Source organism: Thalassotalea mangrovi (genome assembly GCF_005116735.1).
GTDB lineage: Bacteria > Pseudomonadota > Gammaproteobacteria > Enterobacterales > Alteromonadaceae > Thalassotalea_A > Thalassotalea_A mangrovi.
Genome location: NZ_SWDB01000010.1, coordinates 19,642 through 44,475, shown reverse-complemented (window position 1 = coordinate 44,475; position 24,834 = coordinate 19,642). Strand labels below are relative to the sequence as shown.

The 24,834-nt window shown below is 46.3% G+C and carries 23 protein-coding genes; 8 read left to right on the top strand and 15 right to left on the bottom strand.

The features are described 5' to 3' along the window. Positions 1-7 precede the first annotated feature (7 nt). Genes E8M12_RS05335 through E8M12_RS05315 form a run of 5 tightly spaced genes read left to right on the top strand, consistent with a single transcriptional unit; the run spans position 8 to position 4,727 of the window. Positions 8-835 (top strand): hypothetical protein, encoded by an 828-nt coding sequence (locus tag E8M12_RS05335; protein ID WP_136735061.1) that lies wholly within the window; start codon positions 8-10, stop codon positions 833-835. A 3-nt stretch (positions 836-838) separates the two neighbouring features. After that, positions 839-2,140 carry an MFS transporter gene (locus E8M12_RS05330; protein WP_136735060.1) on the top strand — a complete coding sequence of 434 codons (1,302 nt, stop codon included), beginning with the start codon at positions 839-841 and terminating at the stop codon, positions 2,138-2,140. 1 nt (position 2,141) lies between these two features. Then, positions 2,142-2,972, top strand: coding sequence for a hypothetical protein (locus E8M12_RS05325; protein ID WP_136735059.1), 831 nt, complete (start codon positions 2,142-2,144; stop codon positions 2,970-2,972). Positions 2,973-3,026: 54 nt separating this feature from the next. Then, entirely contained in the window at positions 3,027-3,758 is a 732-nt protein-coding gene (locus tag E8M12_RS05320) for an alpha/beta hydrolase (protein WP_136735058.1), read from the top strand. After that, the gene (locus E8M12_RS05315; protein ID WP_136735057.1) at positions 3,759-4,727 is read left to right on the top strand and encodes an NAD(P)H-quinone oxidoreductase; all 969 of its coding nucleotides are present in this window, start codon (positions 3,759-3,761) and stop codon (positions 4,725-4,727) included. It begins immediately after the preceding gene. 17 nt (positions 4,728-4,744) lie between these two features. Here the strand turns inward: E8M12_RS05315 and E8M12_RS05310 are convergent, their stop codons facing one another. Further along, positions 4,745-5,548: an SDR family NAD(P)-dependent oxidoreductase gene (locus tag E8M12_RS05310; RefSeq protein WP_136735056.1), complete on the bottom strand. Its 804-nt coding sequence runs from the start codon at positions 5,546-5,548 to the stop codon at positions 4,745-4,747. An 86-nt stretch (positions 5,549-5,634) separates the two neighbouring features. Between E8M12_RS05310 and E8M12_RS05305 the strand changes: the two genes are divergently transcribed. After that, positions 5,635-6,231, top strand: a complete 597-nt coding sequence (locus E8M12_RS05305) for a hypothetical protein (protein WP_136735055.1) — start codon at positions 5,635-5,637, stop codon at positions 6,229-6,231. 390 nt (positions 6,232-6,621) lie between these two features. Here the strand turns inward: E8M12_RS05305 and E8M12_RS05300 are convergent, their stop codons facing one another. Continuing rightward, entirely contained in the window at positions 6,622-7,842 is a 1,221-nt protein-coding gene (locus E8M12_RS05300; RefSeq protein WP_136735054.1) for an aromatic ring-hydroxylating dioxygenase subunit alpha, read from the bottom strand. Positions 7,843-8,111: 269 nt separating this feature from the next. On the opposite strand from E8M12_RS05300, the gene E8M12_RS16365 reads away from it, so the two are divergent. Then, the gene (locus E8M12_RS16365; RefSeq protein ID WP_136735053.1) at positions 8,112-9,821 is read left to right on the top strand and encodes an FAD-dependent oxidoreductase; all 1,710 of its coding nucleotides are present in this window, start codon (positions 8,112-8,114) and stop codon (positions 9,819-9,821) included. Positions 9,822-10,186: 365 nt separating this feature from the next. After that, positions 10,187-11,032 carry an REP-associated tyrosine transposase gene (locus E8M12_RS05290; protein WP_136735052.1) on the top strand — a complete coding sequence of 282 codons (846 nt, stop codon included), beginning with the start codon at positions 10,187-10,189 and terminating at the stop codon, positions 11,030-11,032. Between the two features lie 37 nt (positions 11,033-11,069). Here E8M12_RS05290 and E8M12_RS05285 read toward each other — a convergent pair whose 3' ends face one another. The 13 genes from E8M12_RS05285 to E8M12_RS05225 all read right to left on the bottom strand — a co-directional run bounded on the left by E8M12_RS05285 (position 11,070) and on the right by E8M12_RS05225 (position 24,621). Then, the gene (locus E8M12_RS05285) at positions 11,070-12,092 is read right to left on the bottom strand and encodes an alpha/beta hydrolase family protein (protein WP_136735051.1); all 1,023 of its coding nucleotides are present in this window, start codon (positions 12,090-12,092) and stop codon (positions 11,070-11,072) included. Then, the gene (locus tag E8M12_RS05280; protein ID WP_136735050.1) at positions 12,089-13,066 is read right to left on the bottom strand and encodes an alpha/beta fold hydrolase; all 978 of its coding nucleotides are present in this window, start codon (positions 13,064-13,066) and stop codon (positions 12,089-12,091) included. The genes E8M12_RS05285 and E8M12_RS05280 overlap by 4 nt, the downstream gene beginning before the upstream one ends. A gap of 193 nt (positions 13,067-13,259) precedes the next feature. Then, positions 13,260-13,547, bottom strand: coding sequence for a DUF3718 domain-containing protein (locus E8M12_RS05275; RefSeq protein WP_136735049.1), 288 nt, complete (start codon positions 13,545-13,547; stop codon positions 13,260-13,262). A 252-nt stretch (positions 13,548-13,799) separates the two neighbouring features. After that, positions 13,800-14,720: a hypothetical protein gene (locus E8M12_RS05270; protein ID WP_136735048.1), complete on the bottom strand. Its 921-nt coding sequence runs from the start codon at positions 14,718-14,720 to the stop codon at positions 13,800-13,802. A 139-nt stretch (positions 14,721-14,859) separates the two neighbouring features. Next, positions 14,860-17,535 (bottom strand): TonB-dependent receptor, encoded by a 2,676-nt coding sequence (locus tag E8M12_RS05265; RefSeq protein WP_136735047.1) that lies wholly within the window; start codon positions 17,533-17,535, stop codon positions 14,860-14,862. Between the two features lie 306 nt (positions 17,536-17,841). Further along, a complete protein-coding gene (locus E8M12_RS05260) occupies positions 17,842-18,501 on the bottom strand; it encodes a glutathione S-transferase family protein (protein ID WP_136735046.1) in 660 nt (219 codons plus the stop codon). A 37-nt stretch (positions 18,502-18,538) separates the two neighbouring features. Then, the gene (locus E8M12_RS05255; RefSeq protein ID WP_136735045.1) at positions 18,539-19,207 is read right to left on the bottom strand and encodes a hypothetical protein; all 669 of its coding nucleotides are present in this window, start codon (positions 19,205-19,207) and stop codon (positions 18,539-18,541) included. Between the two features lie 19 nt (positions 19,208-19,226). Next, on the bottom strand, positions 19,227-19,763 hold the full coding sequence (locus E8M12_RS05250) for a flavin reductase family protein (protein WP_211244986.1): 537 nt from the start codon (positions 19,761-19,763) through the stop codon (positions 19,227-19,229). Beyond that, positions 19,753-20,724 (bottom strand): hypothetical protein, encoded by a 972-nt coding sequence (locus E8M12_RS05245; RefSeq protein WP_136735044.1) that lies wholly within the window; start codon positions 20,722-20,724, stop codon positions 19,753-19,755. Before E8M12_RS05245 ends, E8M12_RS05250 begins: the two co-directional genes overlap by 11 nt. Before the next feature lie 309 nt (positions 20,725-21,033). Then, positions 21,034-21,792, bottom strand: a complete 759-nt coding sequence (locus E8M12_RS05240; RefSeq protein ID WP_246034023.1) for an SDR family NAD(P)-dependent oxidoreductase — start codon at positions 21,790-21,792, stop codon at positions 21,034-21,036. 27 nt (positions 21,793-21,819) lie between these two features. Beyond that, the gene (locus E8M12_RS05235) at positions 21,820-22,221 is read right to left on the bottom strand and encodes a thiol-disulfide oxidoreductase DCC family protein (RefSeq protein WP_136735043.1); all 402 of its coding nucleotides are present in this window, start codon (positions 22,219-22,221) and stop codon (positions 21,820-21,822) included. A gap of 1 nt (position 22,222) precedes the next feature. Beyond that, positions 22,223-22,735, bottom strand: coding sequence for a DUF3429 domain-containing protein (locus E8M12_RS05230; RefSeq protein ID WP_136735042.1), 513 nt, complete (start codon positions 22,733-22,735; stop codon positions 22,223-22,225). 536 nt (positions 22,736-23,271) lie between these two features. Then, the gene (locus E8M12_RS05225) at positions 23,272-24,621 is read right to left on the bottom strand and encodes a glycosyltransferase family 2 protein (protein ID WP_136735041.1); all 1,350 of its coding nucleotides are present in this window, start codon (positions 24,619-24,621) and stop codon (positions 23,272-23,274) included. Positions 24,622-24,834: the final 213 nt, after the last annotated feature.

Genomic DNA, 24,834 nt, shown 5'->3' with positions numbered 1-24,834 from the left:
GCTAATTATGACAACAATGAATAAAGAAACCAAAACGTTAGATGAATTTCTCGCTGAAAACCCAAACGTGGATGTATCCCGTTATTGGGAACGTTGCTGGGGGATCCTGACCGAGTTAAAAAATAAAATTACTGCCCGCTTTCCTGATCTTGAGCAGCACCCATCGACATTTGATCGCGCCTATTACACCTCTCCCAATGGCGAGTTTGAAGGCTCCTATAAAGCCTGGAGTGGGGAAGGGGTCGAATGGCTGGTAAATTCCTGGATTGGCAATCGCAAAGCCAGTATCCTCGATATGAACACCACCGCATTTTTGTCCCAGGAAACCGATGTACCGCATCTGGTTATTGTCTTTGGTACCGTGCCCCATTTGTTTTGCTATTGCGATTATACCCCCCGAAAAAATTTGCTTACCGATGTCGATTACCTGGATAAATACTATAACGACGAGGTAAACAGCTGGTATATGAAGCTACGTAGCCATGAAAACTTTCACTGGTCAGTAAGTCATGGCACTTATATGCGAGCGCTTGTTAACCCAGCGACGCAAAGCTTAATGGGCGAGTTGAACGATGACAATATCGATATCCTTGAAAAATACCTGCATGAAATGGTTGATCGCTGGTTAGGTTGGTTGGAAAACGCAAGTCCGGTACCTGAGTCTGAACGAGCCGAATTACAACGCCATGATCACATTATCCGGGAAATGGGCTACCGTCGCGATCCGATGAATAAGCTCGCAGCGAATGTCTTCGGTGAAGATGAGGTTGAGCGGATGATTGAACTGCGCATGGGCAAAGAGCAAATTGATAGCAAGAAAACCTATGAGGGTTAAGTTTTGACGACCCACGTGCTTGGAATTTCCTTGGTTGAGGGCGTAAAGCGTCATAACCTGTTTGCTTATCTGTTTGCGGTATTGATCTCATCCGGTTACGCCGGTGCCATGTCAATTTTGCAACCTGGGCTTTTACAGGTTATCGGCATACCTTATCAACAACAGGCGGAACTTACCGGTTTACTCGGCGCCCTGCAGGAAGTCATCTTTATCGTCATCCTGGCACTATACGGGGTCATTGCCGATCGCATTGGGCGACGATATGTGTATACCTTTGGCCTGGCGTTAACCGCGCTCGGGTTTGGTCTGTATGGCACCGCCACGTCGGTTAGCGAACTGGTAATTTATCGGGTCATTGTTGCCTTTGGCTCGGCAGCCATGGTTGGCATGATGGTAACGGTAATTGCCGATTACAGTCGCAATGAAACTCGCGGCAAAGCCAATGGCCTGCAAGGCATCGTCGCCACATTTGGTGCCTTTATACCACCAATACTGGCTACCTTACCAAAGCAGTTCGTTGATTCCGGCATGTCTGATGTGATGGCGCAGCAGGCAACATTTGCGATTGCCGGAGCCATGGGCGTTGTTGCTGCTATCGTCGCCTTTATTGGCCTTGCTAAGGTGTCTGGAAAAATTGCAGCAGAGCTTAGAGAACCGTTTTTTACCATGTTAAAACATGGCGCCAGAGCCAGCAAAAACCCGGGCATCGCCCTATCCTATGGCGCGGCTTTTATATCCCGCGGCGATTTAGCGGTAACCGGTGCGTTTATGGGGCTTTGGCTGGTACAACACGGCACCGGGCAGATGGGGTTGTCAGCCAGTGATGCGATGGCAGAGCTGGCAGTGCCAGCGATAATGATGGTGGTATTAGGGGCATTGATTGGTTCAGCACTGATGGGCTATATCAGCGATAAAGTAAATCGTATCACTGCGGTTTCATTAGCGTCAGGCTTAGCAGCCATGGTCTATGGCAGTATCTATTTTGTCATCGATCCGACCGTATCCTGGTTATTACCCTTGTTATTTATCATGGGGATCGCAGAAATCAGTGCCTTTGTTTCCAGTCAGGCCCTGGTCGGCGAACGGGCTCCGAAACACCGGCGTGGAGCCGTGATCGGGTTTTTCGGTGTTGCCGGCGCCATCGGTATTTTAGTGGCCACCGCCGGTGGTGGCTATCTGTTCGCCAACATTTCACCATCCACACCTTTTGTTCTGTTTGGTGTGTTAAATCTGATTGTATGTTTATGGAGTCTGGCGCTAAATCGTCGCCAGGCGATGAATCCAACCCTTGCGGGAGAGAATTAATATGTCTAATGCCAATGTAACCGCTGAATTTGCCCGTCATTTAGACGAAGGACAGCAAATCGATACGTCGGAAACTTACCTGGCGGTGTTATCACTGCGAGACCGGATTTGGGATTATATTCAGTCTGAACTGGAATTTGACGAAGATTTAGGATGTGCTGATATTCATCAATTTGATGATTTGAATGGTAATCATCTTGGTCGAATGAGAAATTTTACCGGCAAGAACAATCCGGTGGATTGGGTAATTCATTCCAATATTGGCCAGCCTGAGAACACTTTTACCAATATTCACCTGACCTTCTGGATGAAAGATAACACCGATGTGCCACACCTGGGGATGGCTTTTGGTACCTTGCCGGAAGCATTTTATTACATTGACCTGATGCCGCGCTGCGAACTGGTGTTACACCCGGATTATGTGCAGAAGTATTACCAGCCAGTAAATGGTTTAGCGATGAAGCATCTCAATGATTTGTATTTTAATAATGTGAAACCATTTCATGCGGCTATGCCGTTTATACGCGCCAGCCTGAGTCCCTGTGCCGTCGCTGGCGTTGGGCCATTATCGTTTTTCAAAGACCATGCTGAAGATGCGATTTTTGAACTAGTTCGCTACTGGGTGGCATTGGTTAAGCAGGCGAAAATTGATACCGATACACAAGCGTGTGCATTTCGCCGACAACGAGATTATATGCAACGCCGCAATATCGTCTATCTGGATCCGGCGAATCCAATTGCAGAGCGCCTGGTGGGTAAAGAGGCTGCCGATCGTCTGGTTAGAATACTTGCCGGTGAAGAGCGTAACGGTAAACTCTATCAACAGGTTTAAGTAACGACAAAGACAAGCCGCAGGTAAGAAAACTTGGCTATAGGTACATAAACGATGATTAAAAAAATTGTGATTAGTCTGGCATTGTTGGTTGTAATTGCCTGTGTTGGTGTTGGTACCTGGATGTCGGTGCCATTCCCTTACCAGCAGGATGTCGCCGAAAAAGCGTTGGTTTCCGATGCTGATATGCATGTGTTAAGCGAGCCTTGGTTACAGTTTCAACCTAGCGAGGGAAACCCGACAACCGGGCTTATCTTCTACCCGGGAGGTAAAACACCGGCATCGGTGTTTGCACCGTTAATGCGGGAAATTGCCGCCAATGGTTATCTTACCGTTTCCGTGCCGATGCCGTTAAATACCGCTTTTTTGGGCATTGATAAGGCACAGGAGGTCATCAATGCCAACCCAGAAGTACAACGCTGGGTCATCGCCGGCCATTCATTAGGTGGTGTCGGGGCGTCAGAATACGTTAAACAGGCGGACGAGAAAGTCAAAGGCTTACTCTTGTATGCGTCCTATCCGGCCAGCGACATTAGCGGATTAACCATTGAGGTACTGTCGATATATGGCTCAGCCGATCAACAATCAACACCAGAGAAAATCAAATCGTATCAGGACCTGTTACCTTCAACCGCCCAATACCGCGAGATTCAGGGCGCAGACCATTGGCAGTTCGGTGCCTATCAACCAAGCCTGAGTGCCGGTGTTGCAACCATTAGCCATCAGGCACAACAATCCGCTATTATGAGAGCAACTTTGGAATTTCTTGCAAGCATAGAGGGATAAATGCGTTATTTGGCGGTCGATGAAACACAAAACCTCACTTTTTCAGAAACACAACAACCGGTGATTGCTAGCGACGAATGCCTGATAAAAGTACAGGCGATCGGTATCAATCGCGCCGATTTATTGCAAAAAGCAGGTAAGTATCCGGCGCCAAAAGGGGAGTCGGAGATCCTTGGCATCGAGGTATCTGGTACTCTGGAAACCGTCGGTGACGATGTTACGCTCTGGCAGCCGGGGCAGTCGGTTTACGCATTAGTACCCGGCGGTGGTTATGCCGAATACGTGAAAGTGAAAGCCACGCATCTTATGGCGTTAGCTGCTCAAAACACCGCCACCCAGGGCGCGGCAATTGCGGAAACTTTTCTGACCGCTTATCAGAGCCTGTTTACTATCGCTAAACTGCAACCAGGTGAAAAGGTATTAATCCATGCTGGGGCGTCCGGTGTAGGCTGTGCCGCCATTCAATTGGCTAAGGCTCGAGGATGTATGGTGGTAACAACGGTTGGCAGTGATGAAAAGGCAAAGGCGTGTAAAGCGCTGGGAGCAGATACTGCGATTAATTACAAACAAAAGGATTTTGCCGCCTGGGCCAAAGAGAATCACTGTCAGTTTGATGTTATCGTCGATGTGGTTGCCGGCGATTATGTCGCTAAAAACATTAATGTTGCAGCCCTGGATTGCCGCATTGTCACGTTAGCGATACTGGGTGGACGGTTTAGCCAGGATTTTGACATGGCGAAGATGCTGGCCAAACGTATCAGCTTGTTTGCCTCAACCCTGCGTAATCGAAGCGATGATTATAAAGCGACGCTGGTTGCTGACTTTGACCGGGACTTTGCTGCCTCCATTGCTGATGGCAGCCTTCAACCTGTTATCGACAGCGTCTATTCCTGGCAGGACGCCAATCTGGCGCATCAGAGAATGGCCAATAATGCCAATATCGGAAAACTGGTTCTGGAAGTCGATTAGCCCGTTAAAAGCTACTATCAAGCGCCTTCAATGTCGGTAAACAGGTCCCGCTTGTTAAAGCCTGCGGTCAAAAAGCGACTGAAAGCTTTGCCGCCGGTAAGCCAGATTACCTTACTACCGGACTTACTGGCGTTTAATATGCCATCAACCAGCCATGGCGTAACGGTCTCTACCTTATCACCAAGAATGTTGAATATCTTCTTGGCTTTTTTCCACTCTGGCGAGCTGGTATCGTAATCACCAATTAACAGGTCGGTGACGACGATGCCCGGGCTCAGGGTATTAACCTGTACCTGGGTGCCTTTTACTTCTTTTTGCAACGATTTAATCAAATAATTAACCGCACGTTTGGTCGCGCCATAGGCTGCCATGCCAGGTTGGACGGCGCCATTGCTGCCAAATCCTTCCATGTTCCAGATTTGTCCATGTCCCTGGCGCTTCATTCCGGCTAATGCAACCTTGCTGGCGAGAATAAGGCCAGTCAGGTTAGTATTGACGATAGTCATTAAATCATTGGCGCTTTGTTCTTCCAAAGGACAGCGCTTGATGCTCATACCGGCATTATTAATCCAGATATCGACCGAGTCATAACAACTGATGCCGTGTTGCCACAAGGCTTCGAGATCTTCTATTTTGGTAATATCACAGGTGATACCGGAAACTTTGTCTTCACCATACTGCCTGGCCAGTGTCGCCACCGTGTTGTCCACGTCTTGTTGTTTGCGGCTGGAAACGATAACCCGGCAATCACGCTTGAGAAAATTTTCTGCTAATCCTAAACCAATGCCACGGGTACTGCCGGTAATTATTACGGATTTCATTTACATCCACCTGTTTTTTATTTTACATTATTGTTATAACTATATATCAAATATAACGAAATTAGGATCAAAAGAGAAGTTAGTGAATGGATAGGGAATTTGCGATAGGCAGCGTTGCCCACACATTACTGCAGTTAAGGGGAACCTGGCATGACAGCGTTGAATTATTTGAGCTTGATGGTTCGCCGCTAAACGATGATACCGCAGCCGGGAGCGGAACTCCGGGGCTATCGCCCTTTGATAACCTGGTATATATCGACTTTGATGGCGAACATTTTGCGATAACCAATGTTCATTTCCGTGGCCGGCCAATGGCTGCAAAAACTTTTACCGGCAAATTGATTAATGGCATTTTGGTTTTCGATCCCATGGGGCCCGGCAGTTATAAAAATATTGGTATGTCCGGCGGTCCTGGAGTCCTGACCTTTTCCAGTGAATCTCTGGACCAGGCCGCAGGCGTATATATGGAGCCAGATTTTATTATGATTACCGCACCTGGACAACGCACCCGACATACGGTGTTGTACCGCAATGGCCAGGCAAAAAGAACCCTGACGGCGAAAGGGGTGCGTTTATCGCCAAGTTGTGACACACGCCATCCCCTAGATCCCAGGGGCTTAGAAGGACCGGTTCACGAAGAGAGGTTTCAGGCGAAGATCTGGGAGCACCTTGGGGAAGGGTGAGGACTGCGTCGGTTATGGACAGGGATGTTTTGTATACAGAAAATGCAGGAGCAATTTTCTGAGAGGAGGTTGTCGTAAATGAGGTACGCTTCGCTGGTTTTGGCCATGGATTGGCCAGTATGCCGAAATGCACAAGGACATGGATGTTCGCAGGTAGAATAACGCAGGAGAGCAATTTTCGGTGGGAGGTGAAAGAAAAAGCCTTCATCGAGGTATTCCTACCTCGACTCCACCTTTGAGATACCTTGTATCTCAACTCCACCATCGCAGTGATTTTTGCTGCGACTCCACCTTCGAGATGTTTTCTATCTCGACTCCACCATCGCAGTGCTTTTTTTACTGCGACTCCAGCTTAAGGACAAAGACGAATTCAAAAAATTCGTCTTGTTGCTATTCAATGATCACTTTTTTTGAGTTCGCCGATTCTGTCGTTAACACATCCACTTCCTGCTCAAACGCATTTTTAATGCGTGGCTGCTTAATCGCAGGGGTCATTGGCATCGCGTCAAATACCCAGCCATCGCCGGCTTCTAACGCTTCGCGGCGCGCAGGCGAAGGAATCGTTAATACCTTCTTGCCCTTGTATTGATCCCGGGCCAGGGTGTCGACTTGCCATCCTTGCTCCTCAATTAGCTTGCGCCGTGCCATTCTGAAGGTACTCATAAACTTATCGGACTTAACCGAAACCTCATTCGACAGGGTTTCTGGCAGGTAATAAGGTTGCGATGCTTCGACAATTTCCGCATCTTCTTCCAGGATGGTGGTTAACCGCTTCATTGAGCCTTTATCGAACAATGATGACTTCATAAAGCTTCTGAATTGCCAGGCAAAGGTTCGGGTGGTGTGCTCATCAATCGGGGTGTTGGCATCGAACATAACGATGTGCCAGCCTTCGCGGATATCAATCTGAATACGAACCACCATGCCTGGTAGGTGCCATTCCGGATGGACCCGGGTTTCCTGCTTATCTTTGCGAAGTAGACGACGCCAACCCAGGAAGCCACCTTTAAGTTGCGGTGGATACATTACGTTGGTGGATTTTGCCCACCACTCGTGCTTTTCTACCTCGTCAATATAATTATCCTCGGCGGTGCTTGGGTAGCCAAATACTGGGTGAACAAAGGACGCATGAGCAATATCAATACCATTTTCGACGACACGTGATGCTTCTGCTTGCCAGGTAAATTCGGTTTTCAGGCCACGCCAGTCTGGATTATCAAATTCTGGTAACGGTGGAATTGGATAACGCTTATCTTCTGGCAGGTCACCCATGAATACCCAGATCATCCCGTACTTTTCTTCAACCGGATAAGAGTCGACTTTAAACCGTTTGGGTACTTCGAAAGAGTCGCCTTCTGAGGGAATCTTCTGACACTTGCCGTTGCCATTGTATTGCCAGCCGTGGTAAGGACAAACGACACAGTCACGTTTCTCATTAACCCAGCCGCCCGCAAGCGAGCCACCGCGGTGTAAACAGGTATTGGCCAGACACTTTACCTTGCCTTCTAAATCACGAAACAGCACCAGATCCTGGCTTAATAATTTCGCTTTAACCGGCTTATCTTTGACATTGTCTGACCATTCGGCCACATACCACAAGTTCATTAACATGGAAGAGTTCCCTTTGTCTTAATGATGTAACAATACTATTTTTGACATTCTTACGGCATTCTTGTCAACTAAGATCAACGGATATAAAAAAATACCGAATTTAATCAGCAACTAACTATTGACAGAATGGCTGCAAATCTGAGTATTTAGTATTGGTTGCCTTGATATTATACTGAGTTTATTGTTATATCAATATAACAAATATGGCGGTATGTGCCGGTATTGGGAATAAATTGCAGTTTTTGCGTAGAAGGATGGCGTAGGTGGTTATGCAGAATTACAAAATATGGGAATGTCAGGTTTGTGCCTGGATTTATGACGAAGCCAAAGGTTGCCCGGAGGAGGGGATTGCTCCGGGAACTCGCTGGCAAGATATTCCCGAGGACTGGACGTGCCCGGAGTGTGGTGTCGGTAAACACGACTTTGAGATGGTGGCGATCAGCGAATCGGTGACAGAGCCGGCCGGTAAAGCGCCAAAGGGTCAGGATTCTCAGGATTGTATTGAATATCGAGTCTGGGAGTGTCAGGTATGTGCCTGGGTTTATGATGAATCGAAAGGCTGGCCGGAAGAGGGTATTGCCCCGGGAACCCGCTGGCAAGATATTCCGTCTGACTGGGCGTGTCCGGAATGTGGCGTGGATAAAAGTGATTTTGAAATGCTGGAAATTAAAAAAGTGGTGATTCCGGCTAACAAGGATGTAAGTCGCAGCGAGCCACAAATTGCGGCGCAACCTATCACCGCGGTAGGTGCCGGGATTGAAGTCGTGTCATCCGTCGATTCAACGCGTCTGCCCATCATCGTCATCGGTTCCGGGCTTGCCGGTTATAACCTGATTAAGGAAATCCGACAGCTGGATACCGTTACCCCAATCTATTTGTATACCGCCGATGATGGCGCATTCTACTCCAAGCCGCAATTGTCCACTGGCTTTGCCAAGTCGATGACGGCAGCGCAACTGGTCAATAAAACGGCTGAAGAAATGGCTTTGCAATATGATATTGAGACTCATATCTTCACTCAAATTACAGCCATTCACAGCGATGACAATTGTATTGAACTAGCATCAGGTGGTCGGCAATGTTACAGCAATCTAGTCCTTGCCACCGGAGCCAGCGCCATACCCGCACCGATAAAAGGTAGCGGGCTATCCCATGTTTATTCCGTCAATGATCTACAGGACTACAATCGATTCCGTACTGTCGCCCTGAGTAAAAAGCCAATAGCTGAAATAGTTTCAGGTAAGCCTAAGGTGCTGATTATCGGTGCCGGACTCATTGGTTGTGAGTATGCTAATGACTTATTGTCAGCAGGTTTTGAGGTGGATATCGTCGATACCATGGGGCATTTACTTGCCAGTTTAATCCCTGATGTTGCTGCCAAGGCGGTTGAGGTGGCACTTGGCAAGGCCGGTGCCAGATTTCACTTTAATAACCGTATTGAAACGCTGGAACCATCGGGTAATGGTGTCATTGCCACCTTAACTAATGGTCATACCGTGTATGCAGATATGGTGTTGAGCGCCATCGGAGTTCGCCCTAATCTTACATTAGCCGAAACTGCTGGGTTAGAAACGGACAGGGGAATCGTCACTAACCGTCAATTGCAGACATCCGTTGCTAATATCTATGCCATCGGCGATTGCGCACAGGTCGAATCGCATCTGTTGTTTTATATCCAACCGTTAATGATTCAGGCCAAAGCACTGGCCAAAACCCTGACCGGTACAGCCACCGAGGTTCAGTACCCGGTAATGCCCGTGATAATTAAAACTACCTTGCACCCAGTTGTTGTTAGCCCGGTAGCAAGGGATGGTAATGGCCAATTGCTACCCGGACAGTGGCAGATTGATTTGGCAAGCGATACTGGCGTTCGGGCGGTATATCGCCATGGCAATAGAGTCCTTGGATATGCCCTAACTGGCGATCAGGTGACAGCCAAAGCGGATTTATCCCCCCTGTGCCCCGATGTACTGGAGTGAGAACCAGGTAAAGTCTAATGGGGTCAGGTCTTGAACCGTGCACGCTTACATTGAAAGTCATTGATAAAGGCTATGATTCAATAAGTTAACTTCTATTTTTGTAATTCCTGATTGGTTGATGGCAGGTGCATACTAAATTAAAAGGCTAATGTAGGTCTTATGGGGTCATCTATTGGGGTCAGGTCTTGATCCGTGCATGCTCGCATTGAAACTTATTGATAAAGGTTATTATTCAATAAGTTAATTTCCGCTTTTGTAATTCCTGATTGGTTGATGGCCGATGAATGCGAAATTCAAGACCTGCCCCCATTTTACTTCTTATTTTTGTCCTATAGTCAGAATTATTGGCATTCAGGGATGAGAGTATGAGTCGACCATTGAGAATTGAATATGAAGGTGCGTTGTATCATGTGACCTCCAGAGGAAACGAGCGGAGAAATATTTATAGAGATACAGTCGATTATCAAATGTTTTTGACTGTTCTAACGCATGTATGTAATCGATTTAACTGGATTATTCATGCGTATTGTTTGATGCCAAATCACTATCATTTGCTGCTAGAGACTCCGGAGCCCAATTTATCGACAGGTATGCGGCAATTAAATGGTGTCTTTACACAAAAGTTTAATTGGCGTTATAAACGTCAAGGTCACCTGTTTCAGGGGCGATATAAAGCTATTTTGGTGCAAAGAGAAAACTATTTTCTCGAGCTGTGTCGTTACATTGTTCTCAACCCGGTTAGGGCCAAAGGCTTGGTATCGAGACTTGATGAGTGGCGATGGAGTAGTTACCTATCTACGATTGGAAAAATTAGCTCTCCCAACTGGCTTGCAACGGACAAAACGTTATCGTTATTTGCTAGTAATAGAGCTGCCGCAACACTGCAGTATCAGCGCTTTGTGAGTCAGGGAGCAGATGTCGAGATTTGGCAGCATCTAAAAAACCAGGTGTTTTTAGGCGACCTGGACTTCGTTAATAACGCCCTTGACATGCTCAAAGATTCAAACCAGTCGTTATGTGAAATACCAATAAAACAAAAAAGACCCGCCGCCAGGCCACTTCAATATTACAAAGAAATTTTTGACACGGATAAATATCAAGGTATCAGTCAGGCTTACGCTACTGGTGCATATTCGATGAATGAAATTGCTCGATACTTTGAGGTTCACTATTCCACGGTCAGTCGCATAGTTGCGAAATTCAAGACCTGACCCCAATAGCGAAATTCAAGACCTGACCCCATTAGTTTTAGCGAGACTCGATATAGGCAAAACCTTGGGTCAGGGTGGTCAGTGTATCTGCTTCTAGTAGGGTTGCCGTATCTTCATCGGCCTTTAAATAACGATGCAAAAATGCGGTTGTGGCCGCGTTGACCATGGTTAATGCATCAGTTTGCGGCGCATGCTCGCGTTCCGGGCGACAAATCAGATTGCCAAGATAATGGTCGGCACCTTCGATAACAAGCGCATACTGGTTGGCATCGGATGCGGTGTCAAACGACATCTTGTGTACATCCCAGGTTTTAAAAAAGCGTCCGTCGACATCCCAGGTACCGGTGGTAATTAACATCGGCCCTTTGACGGAATGCCAGCTGTCTTTGGTGATAACATCAAACATGGGCCCAGGTGGTGACAGGGCGACGACTGCTTTGATATCAGGGTTCTGATAGTAATGATATTGTCCGTCGTCCGGATTATAGGTTCCGGCACCGGCGAATTGCTGAGCCGTAAAGCCACCAAACGAGTGGCCCGCCATAGCGATGTTATCTTCATCAAATTTATTGTGAAGCTCTGGGATCTGTTGCGCCAGGTTCGATAATTGGCTGAGGAGAAAGTTAATGTCGAGAATCCGTTGTTCTACCAAACCAAATTCACCGTACCAAAGGCTATTGAAGATACCGTTGACCATGCCACAACAATCTTCATGCTGCGGGGCGAGCACAACGTAGCCGTGACTTACCCAGTGGGCAAGTACGGCATCATAATAATCTTTATTCGAGAAGTTTCCAGGTGAGAAAATTACCAGCGGATAGTCTTCTCCTTGTGCAGGATACATCGCGGTTAAGGATAGGGGGCGGTTTAAATCTTGGTTGTACAGTTCGATATCCCGGTTTATTTTTATTTGCAGTTCACCCGCACTACGAAAAGGGATTTGTGCCAGTTGCTCTGCGCTTGCCTGCAACGGTTTTGCCTCTGGTAAAACAGGCGGCTCAGAACAAGCCAATACCATCAAGACGCTGAATAATACGATGGTTAGTTTATACTTGCTCATTCACTTTCCTCCCTGGCTAACTTATGTTCCGTTTCTAAAAACTCAGCGGTATCTTTGGCCGATCGTATTGGTAGTTCGAGGGGAATAACATGGCCAATATTTGGGTAGATAATTTGTTGTACCTGAGGCGCATTGGTTAATTTTTCCACGAACAGTTGCACATGATCGACTGGTAACTGCGGGTTATCTTCTCCCCACATTACCAGGGTCTGTGATGTAATTTTGTTCAGTAACGGACTGATATCCGATTTATCCCACTGTAGCAGGCGTTGGTATTCCGCCATCCGGTTGCCGTCGCGGCGATACATTTCATGAAACTCCTCAACGCTGCTGTCGGTAATTAATTTTTTATCGATCACCGGGGCTTGCAGGAATGGCTTAAACAACGACTCTGGTAATAGATACAGAAGAACGCCGCCCCAATCAGGCAGCTCACGTTGCATATATTTATTGCTCACTTTTGGCATGCCAGGGGCGTTAATGAGTACCAGTTTATTTATTTTGTCGGGATATTCGGCGGCGTAGTAATAGGCAATGCCGGCGCCAGTTGAACTACCAACAATACTGGCTTTGTCGATGTTAAGGTGGTTGATAAGACCATCTAAAAGCTCTGCTCCCCTGGCACGGGAATAATCATTTTTCGGATCTGGTCCAGTCAGTCCGTGACTGGTTAAATCGTAACGAACTAAGGTAAACCTGTCCTTTAATACATCGACCCAAGGTTGCCATTGGCGCATGGTGTAAAAATGCGAATGGATGAGAACGACGACGGGCCCTGAACCTTCGACTTTGTAGCGCAGGTTTACGCCATCAATGTTGACCTGTTGAAGATTGTTGCCACCGTATTTGCGTTCCAGATTTTCAACAGGGATGTCTCTGAAGGCAATTAACACCCAGGCGCAGTAGATCAAAATGATGCTGAGCAACAGGGTTAGGACAATTTTTATGGGTACCGTAATAAAGCGCCAGTCCATCGCAGTTCCTTCTTTTGAATTGGTAATCCATATCGGCAGACGCGCCGCAATAGCTTTAATTTATCATATTGTTATATTAATAGTACAACTTTGTTGATAGAAGGTGGAAGATCAGGTGTGATTTGTGTTCGATAAAAAAAGAGGCCAATGGCCTCTTTCTCATTATTGTTACGCAATAATCACTGCGCGATAGTTACATAGTGCGTTTTAAACGCTTGGAAGCTTTCTTATTCAGATATTCCAAAGTTTCAGTGGCATTCATTTTGTTGGCATAGGCAAAGATGTCCATGCCTTCGCACTCGGTGAACTTGTATACGCTGTCAACGCTCAAACGTTTGCTCTTCAGGGTTTTGTTTAACTGCGATTTGTTATCTTCTTTAATGTAATTACAAACCTCTTGGTCGATTCCGACATTCGCCTGTGCAACGGTTGCAAGCGAAAGTCCGGAGGCCAGTAATACCGATTTCATTAAAGTGTTCATTGTCTTATCCTACATTAGCGAATTTATAAACCATATTACGAAGCATTTTTCCGTTCAGATCTCTTCAGGTTTATTTTTTAAGGCCCCAGATCCAATATTCCTGGGTTAAATACAAACGTCTTATACTAACATTTTCGTAATCACCAGGCTAATCCTATGGGAATGCCAGGAATATCTGTGGTATTGACGCTTCAGGCTAAATCGGGGGGAGATGAAATGAAGAGGTGATGCTGTCGCACCACCTCGAATAAATTATTTTGCAGATTTACCGGTATCTGGATTAATTGGTGTGGTCCAGAGAAAACGAGCAATGGCAACGAATACTATGATTACCACAGCGCAGGAAATGGGGTTGAGGTCGGGGCGAATCCAAAATTCTGTATACCAGCCCCAGTACGTAGTGATTTCAAAGTTATACCAACAAACTCCCGCTGCACCAATGGCGTAGCGGATCATCAATCCTACTTCGGTTTGTTTGGTATGGCGGTAAAGCAGATATAGCGACCAAACAAAGATTGCAGCCGATAATAGATAGGTGGCAGGGTGCCAGGTACCAGCAACGCGGGGATCGAGGATGGTAATCATCAACACATACATAAACCAGTTGACGAAGACGTATTCGGTAGCGGCAATTCTAGATACCTGAGGCTTGATGCCTGGTGTCGGCTTGCCCAAACCGTCGCGAATACCAATGGACTTTCGAATCCAAAGTAACATGCGGCAACGCATATCTTTGTTGAACATGGTCAATAATAGAATTGGTAACAGGAACAAACCGGATATTTCGAGGATGTTGTGGGAACCAAGTAAAACCGGTGTGCCGGCTGCATCTTTTACCATCGGAATGTGGTTGTTGTGCTCAAAAAAATCCAGTCCGAGTTCGAACCACCCATCCCAGATAAGCATGGCTCCGAGGAAACCCATGATTGAGCCTTTGACTTCATCCATCTTTAAGCCTTTATAGACCAGGACAACACCGATACAGCCATAAACGAAGCTAACCAGGTATTTCCAGGTGAAATCTGCTGGCATGGCATAAATCAGACTTACCACCACCATATGACTGATGGGTTTTTGCAGGGTGATAAAACAATAGACAAGCAGGCTGACTATCAGCGTATTTTTGCGAATGTCGTGTAAAGTTTCAGAGGGTGCTATGGTTTGTTCGCTCATATGGCGGTCCTTACAACTTGGGGTTATTTTTGTTTTAAATCGATTTTATTCAGTATCGGTTAGTCATCAGGCACAGAATCATTAGTTATCGTGCCATAAAAAAGGAGTGCAACGCACTCCTTTTTTCGGTTCACTTTGCTTAGAAAGTGAACATGACTCTGGCTCCTGCAGTGCGCGGCTGTGGCAGCGTTGCGTGTACCGAGAATGGCAGGGCTCTGCCATCTGGGAAGAAACCATAGCCAACGTTACCAACGGATGACTTAATGGTGTCATCATCGAACAGATTCTCAACATATAGGGTCAGTTTCCAACTGTCCGCTTCAAGACCTGCAGTTAAGTCCCATTCATCATACGCTGGTAATTGCGCATAACCACCACGGTCAACATTACGCTCTGACTTGTATTGGCCAAACATTTCAATAAATGCTCCATATTTACCAAATTCGGTACTATATCGGGCACTAAAGGTGGCTGAATGCTTGGGCGACATGGTTAAACGCTTGCCAGTAAAGTCTGCATCAGCGTTACCCGCTATCATTTTATCGACATCGTTGACGCTGGCACTGGGTATATCTGTGCTGGCGATAATCTCAGCGACATTAAAGCTGGTATATTCTGCATCCGAATAAAGGTAGGCAAAGGACATCCTGAAACTTGGTGTGATCTGCCAAATACTGTCAAGCTCAACACCCTGAGACACGGTTTCACCGGCATTAATGACCGATACGGTCGCCAGACCAATATCATTAAAGAACGTATAAGGAACCTGCTGATCTGTATATTCCCAATAGAATGCAGCGAGATTCACCAGTACATTATTTTTCTCGTTAAATGCCTTGGCACCAATTTCGTATGCCCATAGCGTTTCTGGCTTATATTCACCGGTACTGACGTCACCATTGGCATCCGTCGTGGTGATACCGCCTGGCTTGAAACCTTTCGCGGCGGATGCGTAAGTGAACACTGTGTCATTCACCTGATAATCGAAAGTGATACGCGGTAAAAACTCATCGCTGCTAACACTGTTCGAGGTAAAATAATTTGGATTTGGTGAAGTAAATGTTGGTGGGTTGTTGGGATCGAATATCACTGAGTTGTCGATATTGAACGCATCAAAGGTACGATCATCGGCATTACCTGTGTATTCAATCGTCTCATCCATATAACGACCTTCAAAAGTAAGGTTCATATCATCGGTGAGAGCGAAATTAATCAGTGCCGCAACCGACCAGTGTTCGGTATCGCGGGTAATTGGCGTAATCCGGTTTTCCCCTTTAGGTAAGGGTTCGTTTTTAATGTCGGTAATAAAGCTGGTAAACGGTGACTGGGCAAATTGCGCAAGTAAAACTTCTTCGCTGGCGCCTTCACGTAACCAGAACTGGCTACCAAAACCGGTATCCATTTCTTCATACCAATACAACCCTGAGACGACCCAGTTATAACTTTCACCTTCGCCGGTGAGGCGAAATTCCTGATTAAATTGTTCGACATCATAGCTGGTATCCACATCACTTTGCATACCAAATTGTGACCACGGTGGTATATTAGCGAAGGGTACGCCAACGGGATCAGAGTATATGCGGAAGTCAGTTTTATCAAAATCTTCCTGAATGTAGGCATCGCTTTTGGTGTATGCTGTTATCGATACAAAGCTCATGCTATCGAAATCCCACTCAAGCTCCAGTGACGCACGAGTGTTTTCAATTGACGTCCCCGGGTAATCCTTACCGGTTAATGGGTCTGGAGACAGATCTATCATATCTTCGCCAACCCTGATATCGCCGGTCACCATTGCCCGACAGGCTGGTTGTGGTGGAAAGCCCATCATCGCCAGGACATTATTGAATGAGTCCCAGTAGGGGTACTGATAAGCCATACTACAATCAACACCAACACCGTTCTCATCGAACTCATAAGGAAACATTCCCCCGCCCTGTGCCGTGTTGACACTACCGGTGGCGAAGAAATTGGTTTGCGGATCAAATTCCGGCAACATGGAGTTTATTGCTACAACAGGCCGAGGACCATGTTGCTCATCCGAGTATTCAGCGCGAAAGTAGGCACTGAAACTATCGGAGGGAATAAAGAAGAAAGACAGGGCACCGCCACTGACATCAGACTCACCGAGAGCCCCTCCTGTATTGGGATTTTCATAATATCCGTCACTCGCCGAATCGATTAATTTAATTTTTGCGGCGAAGCTGTCGGTTATGGCTCCTTCATAGGACGCGGAAATATCATAGATACCATGCTCCGCGACATTGAGCATAAAGTTACCTTCGTTATCGAAACTTGGACGCTTGGTTACATAGTTAATAGCACCGGAAAAGGCACTACGTCCGTAGTTTACGCTTTGCGGTCCTTTGACTACCTCTACCTGTTGGAGATCAAGCAACTTCATATTGGCGGTAATACCACCACCGGCAAGAGTAACCGACTCGGACGAAACATCAACACCATCGACCAAAACCGCGACATTTGGGCGACCCCGGTCAATGGTTAAGCCGCGCAGGCTAGGGCGGGTATCGTTGGCTGCTGCACCAATATCGAATGCCAGGCCATTAACGTATTTGGCAACATCATCAGCGGACTGAATACCTTTTTCGGCAATCTGTGCTTCCGGGATTGCTGATATAGCTAATGGAATGGTTTCAATCGTTTCCGTTATTCGACGCGTTCTGACTTCGATGCGTTCAATGCTGGATTCTTCGGCAAATTCGCCAGATGCTTCAGCGGCTGTGGCGATACTTACCGTACTCAATTGAGCAATTAACGCGGTGGTAATTGCCAGCGAGAGTTTATCTCTTTTGTGCATATTGACCTCGATAACCCTAAAGTTAGGTAGTAATTCGGCTTGATATTATTGATTTGTTGTTCAACAGGTAGCCGAAACCTGGTTAATTTCTAATCTACACACTTTGCTATAATGATGCAACATTAAAACATTATAATGTTATATTAATATAACAAATGGGTATATCCCTATGAAATAAAGGGGTTTATTCTGGGTTTTTAGGGTGGGTATGAATCTATAATTAAGAGGGGAAATTGATGCTATGAGCAGTAATTTTTCAGGTTATGACTGAAAAAAGTTCAGGCAGTCGCAGACTGATTGTAGCAATTATTGCTGGTTGACAAATTGCATCAATGCGCAATCCATTTCTTTAACGCCTGAAGCGATGACTTCATTTGACTGCACCCATTGCCACCAGGTCTGTAATTCAGAGTATGGGGCAAGGATATCGTTCACGCCTAATTGCTTTGGCGTTGCCAATGCGAAGTAAAAGCTGCATGCCAGTGCAATATCACCAATATGCAGGGTGCGCATGTCCGATTCCGATTGTTGCTTCATCTGCACAAACATCCTCTCACCCTGAGCCAGAGCATGGCTAAGGTGGGATACCTTATCACTAAGAGATTCTGCTTCAATCTCAGTTTTGCTAAGCAGCAAAGAGAATAGCGGGAACAGGGCAGGACCTAAATGTAAATCGGCATAACGGCACATCATGCTTGCATGTGCTTTGCCTAAAGGAGTGTCAGGAGTGAGTGGATGAGTCGGAAATGCAGCTTCCAGATATTCCATAATTGACCAGGATTCAGCGAGATGAGTACCATCATCGAGAATCAGGACCGGAATTTTAGCAAGTGGAAACTGCTTTCGAAACGCTTCAGTTCGCAATGGCGGTTCCGGGTTAACAATATCGATATCCAGGCCTTTGATTGCAATTAGCATTCTCACTCGGGTAGAAAAAGGTGAAAAATTAGAGCTGAGTAATTTCATTGCTTGATCCTGATATATAAATGATTTTATTTCGTTTTTACGGATTAATTAAGTGAATTCCTAAAGCCGCATTGGCTATCAGTCCAATCCAAATTAAATAAACATAAGGACGTACCCTGGCGAGGCTTTGATTCAGCGTTGCATCAATCTCATTTGATGGGCCAGTTTGCATCATTTTCATAAAGGCCGGAATGAAGGGTTTTAGCTTGACTCGAATGCCGAGGCCACAAGCTACCAGCGCCGCAAAGATGATAAGCTTCCAGGACAGGTAATCGGCTTTAATCAGGCCTTCGCCCAATAAGGATTGCCCGGCCACTGATAAGCTCAGCAGAATAATTACTACCCGAAAGCTAAAGTCAATTTTCGTTAACGGTTCGACAAACGCTTTCCCGTGGCCAAAATGGATGCAAAGAACCATTGCTAACCAGGCGATGCAGAGCACCCATATAGCCAACATGGCCGAAAATGGAATCGTCAGGAGTCCGAGGTTGTATGCCATCTGCATACCCGGTGCCAAAATCAATGCCATGCAAATTCTTGGTCCCTGGTCGACACCCATCATGATGGTTAAGGCTGTAGAACGTTGCTCTTTCGACAATCCCTGCCTGGCGACAAACCTTGACGCATAGAAGGTACCGAGGTCACCCCCGAGCCAATAGACGAAAAACAGAATGTGCAGTAATTTAAAAAACAGATAGTCGGTCATTATCGTATTAACATTATTGTTATTTTAATGGGCTACAATAAGTAACCCTGGCGTAATTGCCACTGTGAAATACCAGGGGTTTATGGTTATCACAGGTCTCATAGTTGAGTACCCGACCCACCATAATAATGTGGTCGCCGCCATCGTACTGATGTTCACATTTGCATTGGAATCGGCCACAAACCCCTGCCAACAGCGGCACCCCGGCAATACCTTCAGTAACCTCCAGGCCGGAAAATTTATCGGCGCCTTGTCGGGCAAAGGTATTTGACAGCTCCTGTTGTTGCTCATTTAAAACATGTACGGCGTAATGACCGTCGTTTGGAAAAGAGGACAGGGAGCGGGCATTCTTATCGATACTCCAGAGAATTAAAGGCGGGTTTAGCGACACACTGTTAAAGCTACTGGCGGTAATGCCGATATATTCATCATTATCATTTTTGGTGGTGATAATGGTAACGCCGGTAGGAAACTTTCCCAGGGCACTGCGAAATTCGCGCGGGTCGATTTCAGGCTGAATCATCATTCCCGTGTCCATAACCGGTTTATCTAACATACTGCGCACCTAATACCGTGTCGGTTGGTGTCCATTCCATCAGCCCAAATACCGTATATTGTTCTTTGTTTGACTGGTAAAACTGCCATACAGAACACAAACTGTGGTTGTCATCGATGAGAGTGTCGCGGCTTTTTAACTTAAATGCCTCGCCATAGAAATGTTGGATGCTCCATAGGTAACGTCCATAAGCGCGGCCGTTACCGTAAACATCGGGCCCCTCAAACGTATGAACATTATCAACGCGAGAACGACGATAGGTAAAACGGCGTTCAATAGCGCCCTTCATGGTTACGGTCATTTCGGCACTGCGCAAGGTTAACGGGCGGTAATCGATAATGACTTCGGTTTCGCCAATATGTTGTTGCTTGTCATCGTGTACCTGTAAGGTGCCTCGCCATTGACCAGATTCCTTCACTGGCAGGATAAATGGTTTTTTGGCGGCTTTTTGCTCGTTTTCGAGAAACTCGCGAACCATGTTTTGTTCGTCAACATTGTTGTCATGATCCTGGGTAACCACATACAAGCCATTGAAAACCGCAACTAAGGTATCAGCCTCAAATAATTGTGAAGAATAAACCTGAATACCGCGTTCCGGAATAATCAGGTTAACGGTTCGTAAATCCGTATTCCAGCCAGGTGAGTAGTAATTGGAGTCGACCAGCAATCCATAGGGGCGGCCAGCCCCCATAAAGTCCGGGCCACAATAAACCCGGTCCTGATCACTATCGATTACGCCAAATTCAAAGCGGGCACCGGCGGTATCGAAGCGATTGCGCAGGGGACCTGAATTTTGAAAATCCGTTTCCATCCAATAGGTAACTTTATCGCCTTCAAAGACACTGGCGCGATTAACTTTATTAAAGCCAGTATGGGAACCATCCACATCGAACACGGACGGCAGACCATGCCACTCGCCGGTTATTGCCTGTTGAAAATTACTGGGTTTTTGTTCAGCCATACGCTTCTCTTATTCTCTTCTGGTTTCTGAATGGCTCTGGAGATTGCGCCATATCAGGGGTATTCGCCTGTTGTCAGTAAGTGATTGGTTGCAAGCCGATTCGGAACTGACATCAAATTTAGAACCCGGTTATTGACTACCTGATTTCATCTTATTGTCACGATAATGATATATCAATAAAACAATTGGTATTAATTGACAGTTAGCAATTTGTTACATGAGAGGCCGCGTTTGCTAAATGAAACAATAAGTTGTTAGCTCCCAGAGGTGGTCACTCGCGGGCAGTGGACGGCTGGTTTTCCACTGCAGTTAAAAATCGATGCTTTGGTTGTCCCAATCCAGATAACTTAATTGTTGATCGAAGGTTGCGGTTTTGACGATGTTAAACAATTGTTGTGCGACAAAATCAGGCGAAAATAATTTCCCTTCTGGGACATTGGCCTGAAAGGGTTTTGACAGGTCACTATCGGTTGTTCCCGGATGAAAAGCGATAAGCTTGACCTGTTTAAAGCGCCGTGCAAACTCAATGCTGGTGGTTTTCAACAACATATTAAGCATGGCTTTTGATGCCCGATAGCTGTACCAGCCGCCGAGCCTGTTATCCTGGATGCTGCCGACCCTAGCGCTGAAACACACGACCTTGCACGGATGGTTGCGGGCAAACAGTGGCAGCAGGTGCTGAAGCCACAGCAGTGGTATGACGGCATTGCTACGGATAACGTGTTCGAGATTATCGATGCTCACATCTTCGAGTTTTTTTTCCGGAGCGAATTCGTGCAATTTGCCATGACGTTGATAGTGGCCATGCAACACGCCATTACAGATAAATATGTAATCAAGGTGTTGCACAGAAGCGAGAATCTCTTCACAACAAGAAGCGATTGCGTTTTCACCATAGTCACATTGCCTGTCTATCAATTGTAACGAAGAGGGAGTTGCAGATGAGAGTTTTGGCAATGCTGAGCGAGATATTCGGATCAGAGTCTGGCTGCAATCCTGGTCGGCAACATGGTTTGCGATCGCGTTTGCGATTGCACTGCTGGCACCAATGATTAACGTGCTACTCACAGTGATAGCCAATGGTTGCGAAGGGCATTACTCTCGGCTGTTTAGCTCGGTACATTGACGACAGTCGAGGCGTTCCTGTCCGGTTAACCAGCGAGAAATGGTGTAACGGTTTCTGGCGAACAACAGATACGCTTTATCGGCTGCCTTTGCCACCAATGGCCACCGAAGAGGGGCGACGCGCCATTTTTCGCCAACCAATGACCAGGCACGATAGGTTACGTCCAGCCCCAACAAAATATTCCCGCTATCATCTTCGCCATGCAATATGGCTTTCGCTTTTTCGACATTAATCTGAGGGTAAAGCTCCTGAAAGTCCAGCCGGTTAATGTCAACAAAATAAAGCAGGTTTTCAGCATTTTTGCGTTGCAATGCTCGCATTTCCTGCAGGCACAGTGGGCACTTACCATCGAAATAAATGGTTAGTTTCATATTAGGCCCCTTGTTGCAGAAGGTGTGGTACAAGTATTAACGCTGCCAGCAGAACATGCAACAGACTGACAATCCAGGTTAAGTTACGTCGCATCGAAAAATAATCGGGGTAGATTTCCGCATAATTCTCAAGCCTGGCTTCATGGCGAAAAATTAACAGGTAGGAAATCAATAATAATGTGATTGCGATTAGCGGGGATTGCAATAACAGGCTTAGAAAGGCAATGAGGGAAAGTACGTTCGAAACAATCAGTTCGCGATCGTAAAAGGCTTCACCGTTATTTTTCAGGCTGTTAGCCCAGAGGGTTCCGGATAAGAAACTCAAAATCACGGCGCTGTAGCCAATAAACAGAGTATCTCCGGACAAGTCAAACAAGCGCACATCAAGCGCGTATAAGGAAACTCCGGCGAGAAAGGGAAGCAATCCTGCGTAACCAAGTCGTTTGTAGGTGGGCATCGCGGCCTCCGAAACCTGAATCAGTTTATCAAAGTCTTCAAGATATGGGTTTGACACAACTAATGTTACGGAGAAAACCGGGAATTCGATCAAAAAGTAAATCGAAACAACACGATTTAGGTTTCCGGTCTCAGGTTTCAGGTTTCGGAGGGCGAATGGTCTAAACCTAGAGCAACGAGCACGCTGGCAAGCCAGCTTCGAGCACACGATTAAAAATCGTTCCTAGCATGTAATCAAAGATTACGCCTAGCAATCAGGTTTCGGAGGGCGAATGGCCTCATACCTAGCTCTGGGAGCACTGCGTTTCGGGTGCATAAACCTGCAGGGTTTATTCCGGGTACGCCAAAAAAAACATTGGCTACGGGTACGTAACTCAATGAGTTACTCCGGGTTAAACCAGCTTCGGGCACCCGATTGCATTTACGACGGAGTCGTCACCGACGTTAGTCTGTCACAGAAAATAGCTCCCTGCATTTTCTGCATACAAACCATCCCTGGCCATAACCGATAACCTGACAAAGAACAGGTTATCTCCCTCGACGCAGTCTCCCTCTGCAGCAGTGGTAATGCGCTCAGCATTACCACTTAGCAACTTAGTTGTTTATCCCTTCGCGAACCCAGCGTTGCCACTGCAACGAATGGCCCAATGCCAGACGCTTCAGGCTGCGGACTAATGCCTGAAATTCGATAACATCAACGATATAAAACAGGATCCAGGCCATTGGTGCAAACAACCAGAGGTTAAGGTGGTGTTTGGGATTATGATCGCTAAGTAACTGGATGTATGTCATGGTGGTCATCAAGCCGATAAGCAACATCAGTGGCGCATAATTGCCGCTAAAGACACTGTAACCGAAGAAGGCGACGATCAGAAATGCTTCCAGTAATAAAATCAGCTCTCCGTATACGGCGATCGGCAGGGTGACAAAGGTCAGGTACTTATGATGCTTTTTATGGCGACTGAAAAACATATCCTTGTATCTTAATAACGTCTGGAAGCGACCAAATTTCCAACGCAGGCGTTGATTGCACCAACCTTTGTAATCCGATGGAGCTTCCGTGTATGTGATGGCATCGGCCGCATAGCGTGTCTTGTAACCGAGAGACAGAATACGTAACGATATTTCAATATCTTCAGTAATAATATCAGTGTCGAATCCACCCAGTTTGGTTAATACGTCGCGGCGATAACTTGCCGCCGCACCACCGATAATAAATACCGAGTTAAATACCGAATCGGCTCGGCGCAGGAAAAATCCACATAGGTATTCCAGTTGTTGCACGATACCAATAATTTTACGTTTGTTACCGATAACCACGTTACCGGCAACGGCACCGACCTTATCACATTGAAATTGCTTGACCGTATTTTTTATCGTATCCGCGGCCATCAGGCAGTCACCGTCTATCGTCATCACGATATCTTTGCTGGCCAATGCCAGGCCTTTATTTAAGGCCCTGGCTTTGCCGCCATTTTGCAACGGCAAATACTTAATGGTTGGTTTGTGTTGGCCGCGGACAAAATAGCGACTGGAAAATTTATTCAGATAGGCGCGAATCAGCGCATCGGTTTGATCGGTTGAGCCATCATTAATAACAATAATCTCTAAATCCGGATAATTATTATTAACCACGGACTCGATAGTACCTATGATGCCGGTTGCTTCGTTGTAGGCGGGTACTAACACCGAAACGCCTTTGACCGGAGCGGTACGAGCCTGTTTATTGATTCGGCTTTGTCGAAATGAGTACAGCGGTAATGCAAATAACTGGATCAGGTATTTGCTTAAAATTGGCAGTAAAAGCAAAAAAACGACGATACGAGCGGATTCCAGATCTGCATAAAATTGCGGATTTGAGTGAACGTGGAGCCAGACTAAGCCACCGGTAATCAGGTAGCCAAAGCAGAGTAGAGCCAGTTTGCCCCAAATAGATGAAGCCATAATGAATTCGCTTTTTGTTGTTAATAAAATTAATTAAATGAACCTGTTAGGACTCATTCTCGAACATGTATCAGGGGCTTAATTGAAACTCAGTATGCAGTGTTTAGTGATCAGGTACAAATATAACTTTGTAATTTAACGTAATGAAAAGTAATGAAGGTGGAAGAGGGTGTGGGAGATGGAAGAGGAAGGTGGGAGGTGGAAGTCGGTTCA

Excerpts from the sequence above, each read along its gene's own strand:
- E8M12_RS05335 (WP_136735061.1), top strand. The coding sequence starts at position 8 with ATGACAACAATGAATAAAGAAACCAAAACGTTAGATGAATTTCTCGCT.
- E8M12_RS05325 (WP_136735059.1), top strand. The coding sequence starts at position 2,142 with ATGTCTAATGCCAATGTAACCGCTGAATTTGCCCGTCATTTAGACGAA.
- E8M12_RS05320 (WP_136735058.1), top strand. The coding sequence starts at position 3,027 with ATGATTAAAAAAATTGTGATTAGTCTGGCATTGTTGGTTGTAATTGCC.
- E8M12_RS05315 (WP_136735057.1), top strand. The coding sequence starts at position 3,759 with ATGCGTTATTTGGCGGTCGATGAAACACAAAACCTCACTTTTTCAGAA.
- E8M12_RS05310 (WP_136735056.1), bottom strand. The coding sequence starts at position 5,548 with ATGAAATCCGTAATAATTACCGGCAGTACCCGTGGCATTGGTTTAGGA.
- E8M12_RS05305 (WP_136735055.1), top strand. The coding sequence starts at position 5,635 with ATGGATAGGGAATTTGCGATAGGCAGCGTTGCCCACACATTACTGCAG.
- E8M12_RS05300 (WP_136735054.1), bottom strand. The coding sequence starts at position 7,842 with ATGTTAATGAACTTGTGGTATGTGGCCGAATGGTCAGACAATGTCAAA.
- E8M12_RS16365 (WP_136735053.1), top strand. The coding sequence starts at position 8,112 with ATGCAGAATTACAAAATATGGGAATGTCAGGTTTGTGCCTGGATTTAT.
- E8M12_RS05290 (WP_136735052.1), top strand. The coding sequence starts at position 10,187 with ATGAGTCGACCATTGAGAATTGAATATGAAGGTGCGTTGTATCATGTG.
- E8M12_RS05285 (WP_136735051.1), bottom strand. The coding sequence starts at position 12,092 with ATGAGCAAGTATAAACTAACCATCGTATTATTCAGCGTCTTGATGGTA.
- E8M12_RS05280 (WP_136735050.1), bottom strand. The coding sequence starts at position 13,066 with ATGGACTGGCGCTTTATTACGGTACCCATAAAAATTGTCCTAACCCTG.
- E8M12_RS05275 (WP_136735049.1), bottom strand. The coding sequence starts at position 13,547 with ATGAACACTTTAATGAAATCGGTATTACTGGCCTCCGGACTTTCGCTT.
- E8M12_RS05270 (WP_136735048.1), bottom strand. The coding sequence starts at position 14,720 with ATGAGCGAACAAACCATAGCACCCTCTGAAACTTTACACGACATTCGC.
- E8M12_RS05265 (WP_136735047.1), bottom strand. The coding sequence starts at position 17,535 with ATGCACAAAAGAGATAAACTCTCGCTGGCAATTACCACCGCGTTAATT.
- E8M12_RS05260 (WP_136735046.1), bottom strand. The coding sequence starts at position 18,501 with ATGAAATTACTCAGCTCTAATTTTTCACCTTTTTCTACCCGAGTGAGA.
- E8M12_RS05255 (WP_136735045.1), bottom strand. The coding sequence starts at position 19,207 with ATGACCGACTATCTGTTTTTTAAATTACTGCACATTCTGTTTTTCGTC.
- E8M12_RS05250 (WP_211244986.1), bottom strand. The coding sequence starts at position 19,763 with ATGTTAGATAAACCGGTTATGGACACGGGAATGATGATTCAGCCTGAA.
- E8M12_RS05245 (WP_136735044.1), bottom strand. The coding sequence starts at position 20,724 with ATGGCTGAACAAAAACCCAGTAATTTTCAACAGGCAATAACCGGCGAG.
- E8M12_RS05235 (WP_136735043.1), bottom strand. The coding sequence starts at position 22,221 with ATGAAACTAACCATTTATTTCGATGGTAAGTGCCCACTGTGCCTGCAG.
- E8M12_RS05225 (WP_136735041.1), bottom strand. The coding sequence starts at position 24,621 with ATGGCTTCATCTATTTGGGGCAAACTGGCTCTACTCTGCTTTGGCTAC.